General features: G+C 37.9%; 13 protein-coding genes and 1 pseudogene. 9 read left to right on the top strand and 5 right to left on the bottom strand.

Features of this window, described 5'->3' with window-relative positions:
- The first annotated feature begins 77 nt into the window (after positions 1–77).
- The gene (locus C3F22_RS17280) at positions 78–437 is read left to right on the top strand and encodes a hypothetical protein (RefSeq protein WP_075316577.1); all 360 of its coding nucleotides are present in this window, start codon (positions 78–80) and stop codon (positions 435–437) included.
- A gap of 20 nt (positions 438–457) precedes the next feature.
- On the opposite strand, the pseudogene C3F22_RS17275 reads toward C3F22_RS17280, so the two are convergent.
- A pseudogene (locus tag C3F22_RS17275) lies at positions 458–724 on the bottom strand (transposase family protein); the annotation flags it as partial.
- 103 nt (positions 725–827) lie between these two features.
- Between C3F22_RS17275 and C3F22_RS17270 the strand changes: the two are divergent.
- Positions 828–1,957, top strand: a protein-coding gene (locus tag C3F22_RS17270) for an IS3 family transposase (RefSeq protein ID WP_100833738.1) whose coding sequence is annotated in 2 segments (ribosomal slippage) — positions 828–1,080 and positions 1,080–1,957 — 1,131 coding nt in all. Because the reading frame shifts where the segments join, the coding sequence is not laid out codon by codon here.
- Between the two features lie 358 nt (positions 1,958–2,315).
- Complete coding sequence (locus C3F22_RS17265) at positions 2,316–2,717, top strand: hypothetical protein (protein ID WP_075316579.1); 402 nt, start codon at positions 2,316–2,318, stop codon at positions 2,715–2,717.
- A gap of 114 nt (positions 2,718–2,831) precedes the next feature.
- On the opposite strand, the gene C3F22_RS17260 is transcribed toward C3F22_RS17265, so the two are convergent.
- Entirely contained in the window at positions 2,832–3,407 is a 576-nt protein-coding gene (locus C3F22_RS17260) for a recombinase family protein (protein WP_075316580.1), read from the bottom strand.
- 315 nt (positions 3,408–3,722) lie between these two features.
- Here C3F22_RS17260 and arsC point away from each other — a divergent pair, with 315 nt between their 5' ends.
- From arsC to C3F22_RS17230, 6 genes are all read left to right on the top strand, one after another.
- Positions 3,723–4,151 carry an arsenate reductase (glutaredoxin) gene (arsC, locus tag C3F22_RS17255; protein WP_004733243.1) on the top strand — a complete coding sequence of 143 codons (429 nt, stop codon included), beginning with the start codon at positions 3,723–3,725 and terminating at the stop codon, positions 4,149–4,151.
- A gap of 44 nt (positions 4,152–4,195) precedes the next feature.
- Positions 4,196–4,519 (top strand): metalloregulator ArsR/SmtB family transcription factor, encoded by a 324-nt coding sequence (locus tag C3F22_RS17250; protein ID WP_004644742.1) that lies wholly within the window; start codon positions 4,196–4,198, stop codon positions 4,517–4,519.
- Between the two features lie 4 nt (positions 4,520–4,523).
- The gene (locus tag C3F22_RS17245; RefSeq protein WP_004781073.1) at positions 4,524–4,997 is read left to right on the top strand and encodes an arsenate reductase ArsC; all 474 of its coding nucleotides are present in this window, start codon (positions 4,524–4,526) and stop codon (positions 4,995–4,997) included.
- A 5-nt stretch (positions 4,998–5,002) separates the two neighbouring features.
- The gene (gene arsB, locus C3F22_RS17240; protein WP_004644740.1) at positions 5,003–6,043 is read left to right on the top strand and encodes an ACR3 family arsenite efflux transporter; all 1,041 of its coding nucleotides are present in this window, start codon (positions 5,003–5,005) and stop codon (positions 6,041–6,043) included.
- Positions 6,044–6,047: 4 nt separating this feature from the next.
- Positions 6,048–6,752 (top strand): arsenical resistance protein ArsH, encoded by a 705-nt coding sequence (arsH, locus tag C3F22_RS17235; RefSeq protein WP_004644739.1) that lies wholly within the window; start codon positions 6,048–6,050, stop codon positions 6,750–6,752.
- Between the two features lie 167 nt (positions 6,753–6,919).
- Positions 6,920–8,008 (top strand): ArsO family NAD(P)H-dependent flavin-containing monooxygenase, encoded by a 1,089-nt coding sequence (locus C3F22_RS17230; protein ID WP_034589770.1) that lies wholly within the window; start codon positions 6,920–6,922, stop codon positions 8,006–8,008.
- Positions 8,009–8,335: 327 nt separating this feature from the next.
- Here C3F22_RS17230 and feoB read toward each other — a convergent pair whose 3' ends face one another.
- The 3 genes from feoB to C3F22_RS17215 are packed head-to-tail and all read right to left on the bottom strand — an operon-like array spanning position 8,336 to position 11,707.
- On the bottom strand, positions 8,336–10,165 hold the full coding sequence (feoB, locus tag C3F22_RS17225; RefSeq protein ID WP_104427067.1) for a ferrous iron transporter B: 1,830 nt from the start codon (positions 10,163–10,165) through the stop codon (positions 8,336–8,338).
- The gene (locus C3F22_RS17220; protein ID WP_004665962.1) at positions 10,155–10,415 is read right to left on the bottom strand and encodes a FeoA family protein; all 261 of its coding nucleotides are present in this window, start codon (positions 10,413–10,415) and stop codon (positions 10,155–10,157) included. Before C3F22_RS17220 ends, feoB begins: the two co-directional genes overlap by 11 nt.
- Before the next feature lie 11 nt (positions 10,416–10,426).
- Positions 10,427–11,707 (bottom strand): cation transporter, encoded by a 1,281-nt coding sequence (locus tag C3F22_RS17215; protein ID WP_104427066.1) that lies wholly within the window; start codon positions 11,705–11,707, stop codon positions 10,427–10,429.
- Positions 11,708–11,779 lie beyond the last annotated feature (72 nt).

Below are 11,779 nucleotides of genomic sequence, written 5' to 3'. Positions count from 1 at the left end.
GCTTTAATTTCTTGGTGGAAACTAAAATAGGGTTATGTCCTTTTTATTTCAATCACTTAAAAAGTTGAGATTGGGGTATGGCTCTTGAAATGTATAAGGAAGCCTATGAATTAAATAAAAGACAATTAGAAAAAATACCTTCGCAATCAAATCTCTTCAAACATTGTGAATTGATGCAAATTTTAGAATATCCTAAAAATGATCTTCAAAATTGTCAGAGGAGAATAGCTGAAAGCATAAAAGAAGAATTAAACAAAATTTCTAAAGATGATCAAGCTTATGCTTATGCTGAATGGGATTACTTATTGGCCATGTATAAATCTGGACATAATGAATACAAAGGCAAAATGGAAAAATTCATTAAATCAACAACAGATGAAACAATGAAGTTTCAATTTCAAAGCTCTTATGAAATGGCTATTGAAAGAAATAATTAACATAAGATCTCTTGCGAAAGTTAATTTAAGAGCATCCAATTCACCATTCCAGCAATTAAATTCATTCTTAGACCAAATCGTTTCCGTCTATTTCTATAGCGTTCTGTTAATATCCGAAAATGTTTAAGTTTGCCGTTGATATGTTCAATTGTGATCCTACGCCGACTGATTTCTTGGTTGATCTTTTTTGCTATTTTGGGTAATGATAAATTCTTAGGTTTCTTGATTGGAATGAGTAACTTACTCTTAATCTGATGAAATCCTTTATAGGCTAAATCTGCCATGATACAAGGATAAATGATTGATGTGGATCTATGATTTTAGACCACGTCTATAAGTGATAATCTACTCCCCAATAAGCATGGGAAATGCTTGTTTCTGGAGTCAACCATGACACGAAGAAAACGTCGTAATCACTCAGCAGATTTCAAAGCTAAAGTTGCTCTCGCAGCAATTAAAGGCGACCACACACTCGCTGAGCTTTCTACTCAATTCGATTTACATCAAAATCAAATCATTGATTGGAAAAATCAACTGCTTGAGCAATCGATCAATATTTTTTCACGACCAACAGCACAACAAGAACCAGAGATTGATCTTAAAGCTTTACATGCCAAGATAGGACATCAGGCATTGCAAATTGATTTTTTAGAAGGTGCACTCAGAAAAACAGGGCAACTGAGCGGCAAAAAATGATCGATAAGACCCATCAACTTTCGGTACGACAACAATCGCAATTGATTCAAATCAATCGCAGCACGTTGTATTACAAGCCCAAAGAGATTTCATCAACTGATTTGAGTTTAATGCGTCTGATTGATGAAATTCACATCGACTACCCATTTATGGGCAGTCGAATGATACGAGACATGCTACAGCGTCAAGGACATCAAATAGGTCGGCGTAAAGTCCGACGTTTAATGCGCTTGATGAGAATACATGCCTTGTATCCAAAGCCCAATACCAGTAAGCCTAATCTTGCACACCGTATTTTTCCATATCTTTTGAAAAACATGGTTATAGATCACTCTAATCAAGTCTGGTGTACAGATATCACGTACATTCCTATGGCTAAAGGCTTTGTCTATCTGTGTGCGATTATAGATTGGCATAGTCGTAAAGTACTGGCTCATAGTGTATCGATCAGTATGGAAACAGACTTTTGCATAGATGCGTTGCAAGAAGCAATTGTGAAATATGGTTGTCCTGAGGTGTTCAATACAGACCAAGGCAGTCAATTCACAAGCGAGGCATTTTTGAATGAGTTAAAATTGAGAAATATCCGTATCAGTATGGACGGAAAAGGACGGTGGATGGATAATGTGATGATTGAGCGTTTATGGCGCAGTGTGAAGCATGAGGAAGTCTATTTGAAGGCTTACGATACGGTTAAACAAGCAAAACAATCAATTGCTGAATATTTGGATTTTTATAACACGATACGTCCTCATTCAAGCTTGAATAAGGCAACACCAAATGAATTTTATGATCGACATTTACCAAAAGTAATGGCAGCATAATTTAAATATTTAGAGCGGATTTATCACTTATAAAACTAGATTGAGTGGTCTAATTAACGGAACCACATCAGTTCGCCTATCTATTGCGCTTCCTATTTTCATACAATACAGTCATTAAACCTTTTCAGTTGGTGCGTTGTTTGTTTCGAGCCAAAAGTTTTACCGCAAGTTATTCTTTTGGAAAACAGTGCCAAGTGTGGGAAAGCGGGGTAATTGACATTTCCCCGCTTTTCTTTTGCCAAGGATTTATCAAAAGTCTAAAAAACAATCATTCAATCTCTTTCTTGGTTTATTTCATTAGAAAGCCTAAATCCTGCCTTCATACTTAATTCTACTGATAGTATTTGGATTCAAGCACATGACATTCTTGCCAGATAATTTACAAGAACATTTAACAGAAAATTACGGTTTCACCTTGGTATTAAAGCCATCAAGTCAACCACCAAATAAGAAAGTACATAGACTAGCTCATAGTAACTTAAAGCATTTTCTTCACATACAACTTGATGGTTTTACTCAAGCAAATTTGGCTATGCCATACACACCTGAATATGTTGATAAAATTAGTGACTGCTTAACAATTGATGGAATCGTTGAAGCTAGGGAATCGAACAGATCATGTTTTTCGGGCTACCCAGATAAAGATCCAAAGCATCCAACCAAACAAAAGCAGGCTCTATGTTTTACCATCGAACACCAAGATGCTGTAGAACCATTCATGGAGTTAATGTTTGGTTTACACGTTAGCAGCAGAAAGTAAAAGTATGTATTGGTTTTCTTCTTGGTCACTACACATCTATTAAAAAGCCCTACTGAACCGTACCGGGTCAGTGTTCCACAGTTTTCATAAGATAAATAATTATAGTCGCCAATTTCAACTGAGTTCCTCTCCGGCTTTTAAATAGCGGTATACCGCTTGGCGGCTAATTCCAAATGCCTGGCCTAATGCCATTTTTGAAGGATACTGCCCTTCCTTCCATGCTTGTCGCAAAGCTTCAGCTTTATCAGGCTTCAATTTATGTACCCGGCCTTTGTACTTCCCTTGAACAGAGGCGAGTTTAATTCCTTCCTTTTGCCTTTCCAGAATGATTTCACGTTCAAATTGCGCAAAAGCACCCATCAGTTGCAGCATCAAATTATCCATCGGCGTGGATTGGGCAGTAAAAGTAATATTCTCTTTTACAAACTGGATAGCGATCCCTCTTTTGACCAGTTTATCTACTTCAGTGACCAAATCTTTTAGACTTCGTGCAAAACGATCCATGGAATGTACAATCACCCTGTCCCCTTCCCGGACATAGTTCAACATTTCTTGAAATTTCGGTCGGTCGGTATTTTTACCCGAAGCACGGTCAACAAAAATCCGGTCGACTTCAATTCCCTCAAGTTGACGCCCTGTATTTTGCTCGACCGAACTCACTCGCACATAACCTACTTTTTGGCCTTTCACTCTTTCACGCCCCAATTAGATAAAAATGAACAATTTCGTAAATTATAAATCTTAAATATCAAAGTTACATGTTATATATGGTTAAAAATCATTTAAATGTTACATAGTTTTAAGAACTTTTATATTGTTACTTTAGGGTATACTCTAAATTTACATATTTAAATAACGAGTTTTTTCTCACTCATAAGAATTTGCAAGAATATATATACATTTATTGACATTAAGTAATTTAAATAAAATCAATATACGTATTTACATATATGTGGAAATACGTATATAAGTATATCTGAGTTTCTAATAGCAGTGTTAGTCAAAATGTTCTCGACCATAAAGATTTATCACAATCCTGAGTGTGGTACATCAAGGAATACCTTAGCTTTAATTCAAAATGCAGGAATTGAACCAATCGTTATTGAATATCTAATTACCCCACCTTCGAAAGCAGAATTAATTGAACTTATTCGTAGTGCTGGTTTAAGTGTTAGAGAAGCAATTCGTAAAAATGTACCTCCATATTCTGATTTAGAAATTGTTCGGGAAGATTGGTCTGATGAACAGCTTTTAAATTTTATGCTTCAACATCCTATTTTGATTAACCGCCCATTCGTTGTTACGGATTTAGGTACACGTTTGTGTCGTCCTTCTGAAGTTGTTTTGGATATTCTCCCGTTTCCTCAGAAAGGCGCATTTAGCAAAGAAGATGGTGAAAAAATTATTGATGAAAATGGCCAAAGAATTAAATAGTACTTTCTCATCTCTTGAATGGAAAGAATGTGAAGGAGATTTATATGGATCAAGTTAATTTTTTTAAATGCTTATCAGATGAAACACGTCTCAATATAGTGACATTAATTGTTGAAAATAAAGAACTATGTGTATGTGATTTGACTGAAAAACTACAACTCAGTCAACCGAAAATTTCAAGACATTTAGCCCTTTTACGTGCTTCAGGGCTACTTCAAGATCGCAGACAAGGCCAATGGGTTTACTACAGTATCAATCCAAAATTGGCCAACTGGTGTTATGAAATTTTAGATATTTTGAAGACGGTTCAATCTCAATCAAAGCTGGATGATCAACACCCCCTTTCTGTAAATAGTTATTGTGAGTAATTCAATGAAATTTTTATTTTTATGTACTGGAAATAGCTGCCGTAGCATTTTGTCTGAAGTTTTGTTTAATAGCCGAGCACCAGAAGGTTGGAAAGCCTATAGCGCTGGGAGTAAGCCTTCAGGTCAAGTTCACCCGCTAACTTTAGAAACCCTTGAAAACTTAGGATTATCTACCGAAGGTTTATGGAGTAAAACGATTAATGATTGTGAACAATATCAACCTGATGTTGTGATCACAGTATGTGATTCTGCTGCTCAAGAAGCATGTCCACTTTATTTGGGTGGAGCAATCAAGGCACATTGGGGCTTGGCTGATCCTTCACACTTAGACGTGAATAAAGAAGAAAAAATGAAAGCCTTTATGAGCACTGTTGAACATATCAATCGTCGCTTAGATGCTTTATTTAAACTTAATGTAGATAAACTATCTCGCTCAGAATTGATTGCAGCAATTAATCAAATTTCGAACGTTGAGTAAGTGAAATGTCTGAAAAACGCTTATCTTTTTTAGATCGCAACCTGACGCTATGGATTTTTATTGCCATGGCCTTAGGCATTGCCATCGGAAACTTCTTTCCTCAGGCTTCTGTCGCACTCGATAAATTAAGCATTGATTCAGTGAATATTCCAATCGCGATTGGTCTTATTCTAATGATGTATCCACCACTGGCAAAAGTGAACTATGCGACTTTGCCACAAGTGTTTAAGGATAAGAAAACCCTTACTTTGTCCTTAGTACAAAACTGGCTGATCGCGCCAGTACTCATGTTTGCCCTGGCAATCATATTTTTACATAGTTATCCAGAATATATGACCGGTGTCATCCTGATTGGTCTTGCTCGATGTATTGCCATGGTTCTGGTGTGGAATGGCTTGGCCTGTGGTGATAATCAATATGTTGCAGCATTAGTTGCCTTTAACAGCATCTTCCAGATTCTATTTTTCAGTACCTATGCCTGGTTATTCCTGACCTTCCTTCCACCCTATTTTGGTGTCGCTTCGCAGGTCATTAATGTCGATTTCTGGACCATCACCCATGCTGTTCTGGTTTATCTTGGTATTCCGTTCTTATTAGGTTTCTTAACGCGATGGATTTTGGTGAAACAGAAAGGCGTGGAATGGTATGAAACCAAGTTCATTCCGAAAATCAGTCCGCTGAGTTTAATGGCTTTGCTGTTCACCATTCTGGCCATGTTTAGCCTAAAAGGCGGTGATGTCGTGAGTCTTCCGCTTGAAGTTTTACGCATCGCGATTCCTTTAACCATTTACTTCGTTTTAATGTTCTTCATCAGCTTCTTTATGAGTAAATGGATGGGCAATGACTATCCTAAGACCACAGCAATTGCATTTACCGCAGCGGGGAATAATTTTGAATTATCACTTGCAGTAGCGATTGCAACTTTTGGTATCGCTTCGCCTGTTGCTTTTACCACGATTATTGGCCCACTGGTCGAAGTTCCTGTGTTGATTGCCTTGGTGAGTGTTTCACTCTGGCTGAGAAAGAAAGTTTTTAAAGAGGCCTAACTCTATGAATCTCCCAAATGTAGATCTAAATCTTCTTGAGCAACCCACCTTTGAAAAAGTTCAAGCCAAAGAACTTGCTCATCCTCCGCGAATTTTGCTGCTGTATGGCTCTAATCGAGAACGTTCTTACAGTCGCCTTGCAGTTCTTGAAGCCGGTCGAATCCTTGAGCATTTTGGGGCGGAAATAAAAATCTTTCATCCTAAAGGGCTTCCTTTACCAGAAGATGCGGATACTGAGCATCCAAAAGTAAAAGAACTGCATGAGCTTTTAGCATGGTCAGAAGGCATGGTCTGGTGTTCACCTGAACGCCATGGTTCTATGAGTTCAATCTTTAAATCTCAAATCGACTGGATTCCACTGGCAGGAGGGGCAATCCGTGCTACCCAAGGTAAAACTCTTGCCTTGATGCAAGTCAGTGGCGGATCACAGTCATTTAACAGCCTGAACCAGATGCGTATTTTGGGGCGGTGGATGCGGATGATCACCATTCCAAATCAGTCTTCAGTTCCAAAAGCTTTTTTGGAGTTTGAAGAAGATGGACGAATGAAACCTTCGGCTTTCTATGACCGGATTGTGGATGTGATGGAAGAGTTATTTAAGTTCACCCTACTGACTCGTGGACAAAGCAAATACCTGACAGATCGTTATTCTGAACGCAAGGAATCGGCTGAAGAGTTGTCCAAGCGTGTAAATCAGCGCAGTTTATAAATGCTGGATGGTATTAAATACTGCGCCTCATTGCCAGGTCAGTAACACTTTTATGCTGTACCGATGAAGTGCTGTTAAAGGTACAATGAATATTGTAAAAACCCAGTCTTCATGATTGGGTTTTTACATTAAAGAAGTCAGAGATAAATAAGGAAAAGGTGAAGGCTTTGAACCAGAAACAGACTGAAACTGATGTGATCATTATCGGTGGTGGGCAGGCCGCTTTATCTACCGCTTATTTTTTAAAGCGCAAGAAAATCCCATTCATTATATTGGATGAGCAAAATCAAGCGGGGGGTGCCTGGCTGCATACCTGGGAGTCATTGCGTCTTTTTTCTCCTAATACCTGGAGTTCTCTATCCGGTTGGATGATGCCCATCACTGAACAGACCTATCCAACACGAAATGAGGTGATCCAGTATTTATCGGCTTATGAACAGAGATATCAATTTTCGATTGTTCGTCCAGTACATGTCGATCGTGTGGAATCGAAGGGAAAGTATTTAGACGTATATGCTGGAGAAAAGTTTTGGCGAGCCAAGGTGGTGGTCAGTGCAACAGGGACATGGCGCCAGCCGTTTATTCCTGATTATCCGGGACAGGAAAACTTTCAAGGCACGCAGTTACATTCAGCCCATTACCTGAATGCAGATTCATTTAAAGATAAGAAAGTCATCGTGGTGGGTGGGGGGAATTCGGGCGCGCAAATACTCGCTGAGGTTTCACAAGTTGCTGAAACCATTTGGGTCACAAAAACTCCGCCTCAATTTTTACCTGATGATGTCGATGGTCGAGTACTGTTTTTAAGAGCAACTGAGCGTTTAAAAGTACAACAAGAAGGAAGAAAAGTTGACCAGCCAATAGGTGGCCTAGGTGATATTGTGATGATCGATAGTGTCAAAGAGGCAAGGAATAGAGGAGTCTTACATAGCCGTCCACCTTTTCAATCTTTAGCTACAGATACAGTTATTTGGCCAGATGGAAAAAAAGAGAAAATTGATGTGATTATTTGGTGTACTGGATTTAAGGCTTCATTAAATCATCTAAAAAGTATAGATATAGTAGAGCGAGATAACTTTGTAGAAGTTCAAAATGGAAGGTCTATTAAGTTACCTAACTTGTGGTTAGTTGGATATGGAGATTGGACAGGTATGGCATCTGCAACATTAATTGGCGTTTCTAGAACAGCGAGAGCTACAGTAGATGAGATCTTCACTTATCTACAAGAAATTAATACTAAAAAATTTTCAGAATAATTATCCATATCGAGTATAAGAATTTTAGAATCGGTTTTGTGTCTAGGCTACTGGGAGCATTCCAATATTTTGATTATTATTTCACTAAAAGTGTCTACAAGATCATGCTCTTCATTAAGCCATAATTTTTGATATTTAAACCTAATTTCATGAATTGCACTAAAAAGAGGGAACTCTTTCATAATTTATAATTAAATTAGAAGTTTTCTTAGGAAGCTGTTTAATATTATTGATATCTATACAGTTTTTCTTGTAAAAGCGCTTCATTTATAGTGAGTATTTCAATAAAATAAGGGAGCTAGCTCCCTTATTTTATTCATTTGCTAATTAAAAATTACTCGCAACTTGATATGTGATGAATGAAAAGATGTAGGCTAATGCAAACAAATAAGTTGCCATAATGATGGGCTGTTTCCAGCTGCCAGTTTCTCGTCTAATTGTTGCTAACGTAGCAAGACAATGGGGAGCAAAAATAAACCATACCAATAATGATAAACCTGTGGCTAACCCCCATCCATCCGGGCCTGAAATTTGACTTAACAGACTTTGAGTTACTGTATCTTCATCACCTGACATCGCATAAATCACCCCAAGAGCAGCAATTACAACTTCCCTTGCTGCCATAGCAGGAATGAGTGCAATACATATTTCCCATGTAAACCCAATAGGCGCAAATATAGGATGAATTAAATGCCCTAACTGACCAGCTAAACTATAGTTAATGGCCGGCATGGTTGCATTATCTGGTGGTTGAGGGAACGTGACTAGCACCCATAACAAGATAGACAGCGCAACGATAATGCCACCAACTCGTTTTAAGAAAATAGTTGCCCTATCATATAAGCCTAATGCAATATTTCTAATATCTGGAATTCGGTATGTGGGAAGTTCAAAAATAAAAATACTTTCAGTTTTATCTTTTCGAACCAACTTCAGAAAGACTGAAACTAATAACGCTGAGACTATTCCCGACATATAAAGACCAAAAAGGACTAATCCTTGCAGACTTAACCAGCCGTAGATTAATTGGTTGGGAATAAATGCCGCGATCAATAAAGCATATACTGGCAATCTTGCTGAACAGGTCATCAAGGGTGCAATCATAATTGTTGCTAATCGGTCCCGTTCAGAGCTGATACTTCTGGTTGCCATAATTCCGGGAATGGCACAAGCAAAACTGGATAGCAGAGGAATAAATGAACGGTCGCTAAGCCCGGCTTTAGACATTAATTTATCTAAAAGAAATGCTGCCCGGGGTAAATAGCCTGACTCTTCAAGCATTAAAATGAAGAAGAATAAAATCAAAATCTGAGGCATATATGCAAGCACGCTACCTGCACCAGCAATTACCCCATCCACAACCAAGCTTTTTAATAGAGGATGTTGGATTAGTGGTCCAATAAAATCACTGAGCCATGCGACAAAATTTTCAATGAATTCAATAAAAGGCGTTGCCCATATAAATACCGCCTGGAACATCACAAACATGGTTAAAGTTAAGATTACTAAACCCAATACAGGATGTAGAAAAATTTTATCTAGAAATGCGGTTCTTTTATCACCACTGTCATTATTTAAAATAACTTGTTTGGTGATTTGTTTGACCTGTTCAAAATGACTTAATTCAGAATGATAAGGAGTAATAAAAAGATTTTTTTGATCTAATTGATTAATTAAATCTTGAATTCCTTTTGTTTTAACTGCGACAGCTTCAACTACAGGGATACCTAACAGTTGAGACAGTTTATCCTTATCAATGGAAATACCACGCTTTTTGACCTCATCCATCATATTTAATACAAGAATCATAGGGCGATTTAGAGCACGAACTTCGAGAACCAAGCTCAAATGTAAGCTTAAATTTGTGGCATCTACAACGCATATAAAAATATCGGGTAGAACTTCACCTTTTAGCTCGCCCAAACAAACTGCCCTGGTGACTTCTTCATCTAAACTACTAGGTTTTAAACTGTAAGTTCCGGGTAAGTCCAATACTCGTACTGCATCACCAGAAGGTAATTTAAAAGAACCTTCTTTTCTTTCTACGGTAACTCCAGCATAGTTGGCAACTTTTTGTCGCGTACCAGTAAGCGTATTAAATAAAGAGGTTTTTCCACAATTTGGATTACCGACTAATGCAATGTTCTTAATCTTCATTGGATACTAACTCTACAAAAATTCTTTCAGCTTCATTCTTTCTTAATGCGAATCTTGAAGTTTCAATTTGAACTAAAACAGGATCTCCGCCAAAAACACCTTTAGCGAGTACTTGTAGAGTTTCACCCTCTCTAAAACCTAATAGTTGGAGCCGTTCCAATACGGGATCAGTGGTATGACTGTATTGATTACCTTTTTTGAGATCTCTAATTTTGACGATCTGATTTTGTTTAACTTGAAATAGATTCATTTTCGATACTCTTACTTCAAAGCCAAAATCTTTCGAGCACCATTAAGCACGAATAAAGAAACCAGTATACCAATGATTAAGTCTGGGTAAGCTGATCCCGTCCACGCCACGAGTACACCGGCAAATATAACGCCCATATTTACCACAACGTCATTCGCTGAGAAAATCCAACTGGCTTTCATATGTGCGCCATCTTCTCGATGACCAGAAATAAGATATAAGCATGTCACGTTAGCTATAAGTGCGAGCAGGCCAATAACAATCATGAGCGTTGATTCTGGCTCGCTTCCAAACATGAATCGTCTAATGACGTCAATAATCACGATGACAGCGAGTAATAACTGAATCCAGCCTGCAAAATGAGCTGCTTTTACTTGATATTTCGCAGCTTTCCCGACGGCATATAGCGCAATACCATAAACGGCTGCATCGGCAAACATATCTAGAGAATCAGCAATCAATCCTGTAGAAGCAGCAATAATACCGCTGATGAATTCTATAAAGAACAGTAGAGCATTAATGCCTAATAACAGTTTAAGTACTTTAGCTTGTCTTACAGGATCAGGTTCATTGGGTAGGTCACCTGAAGAAAGCTGTGTTTCATCAAGTTTCGCCCCAAAACCCAGTCCTTCAAGTTTGGCCGTAATTTGCTGAATCCCTTCATTATGGAAGACTTTCAGTTTTCGATTGGGAAGATCAAAAGTAAGACCTTTAACTGCTTCAAGATCTGCAAGAGCCATACGGACCATTTGCTCTTCAGCAGAGCAATCCATTTTAGGAATGGTGTAGGTACTTGTTTGCTTGGCCTGTTGATTGCTTATATAAGTTTCAGTCTTCACAAGCTTTGCACCAAAACCCAGTCCTTCAAGTTTGGTGGTTATATTTTCATCTTTTTGATTATGTAGAACCTTTAAAGAACGGTTAGGTAAATCAAAGATGAGTTTTTGAACACCATCAATTGAAGATAGCGCCATACGAACCATCTGTTCTTCCGCAGAACAATCCATTTTGGGAACTAAGTATTCACTCATGTAGTGCGAATCTTTTAAAACGTTTTCTGTGCTTAAATTTTCTTTGGGATCAGAACCACAACAGGATTGAGCGGTATCTTCACAACTGTTTGAAGTGTTACAGCAAGGAGATGAAGATTTCTCTTCTTCCTCTTCACCACAACAGCTAAGCGTATTATTACAATTCTTTGAATTGTTTGCTTCTGCAATTGATGGATGATTTTCTTGTTGAGATTTCTTATCTTTGCATGGTGTTTCTTTACTACATCCACAACCACTCATAATTATACCCATTAAAAAAATTTATAAACTTTGAATATTAGAATCCCTATAGTTACTATAGAGTCAAGATTT

It is taken from the genome of Acinetobacter sp. ACNIH1 (assembly GCF_002934695.1).
Classification (GTDB): domain Bacteria; phylum Pseudomonadota; class Gammaproteobacteria; order Pseudomonadales; family Moraxellaceae; genus Acinetobacter; species Acinetobacter variabilis.
Note: the sequence above shows the minus strand (reverse complement) of the source record. Positions and strands in the feature narration are given on the sequence as shown.

Bases quoted from the DNA above. Each gene is read 5' to 3' on its own strand.
- C3F22_RS17245 (WP_004781073.1), top strand. From the start codon at position 4,524: ATGAAATTTTTATTTTTATGTACTGGAAATAGCTGCCGTAGCATTTTG.
- C3F22_RS17280 (WP_075316577.1), top strand. From the start codon at position 78: ATGGCTCTTGAAATGTATAAGGAAGCCTATGAATTAAATAAAAGACAA.
- feoB (WP_104427067.1), bottom strand. From the start codon at position 10,165: ATGAAGATTAAGAACATTGCATTAGTCGGTAATCCAAATTGTGGAAAA.
- C3F22_RS17265 (WP_075316579.1), top strand. From the start codon at position 2,316: ATGACATTCTTGCCAGATAATTTACAAGAACATTTAACAGAAAATTAC.
- C3F22_RS17250 (WP_004644742.1), top strand. From the start codon at position 4,196: ATGGATCAAGTTAATTTTTTTAAATGCTTATCAGATGAAACACGTCTC.
- arsB (WP_004644740.1), top strand. From the start codon at position 5,003: ATGTCTGAAAAACGCTTATCTTTTTTAGATCGCAACCTGACGCTATGG.
- C3F22_RS17220 (WP_004665962.1), bottom strand. From the start codon at position 10,415: ATGAATCTATTTCAAGTTAAACAAAATCAGATCGTCAAAATTAGAGAT.
- arsH (WP_004644739.1), top strand. From the start codon at position 6,048: ATGAATCTCCCAAATGTAGATCTAAATCTTCTTGAGCAACCCACCTTT.
- arsC (WP_004733243.1), top strand. From the start codon at position 3,723: ATGTTCTCGACCATAAAGATTTATCACAATCCTGAGTGTGGTACATCA.
- C3F22_RS17215 (WP_104427066.1), bottom strand. From the start codon at position 11,707: ATGAGTGGTTGTGGATGTAGTAAAGAAACACCATGCAAAGATAAGAAA.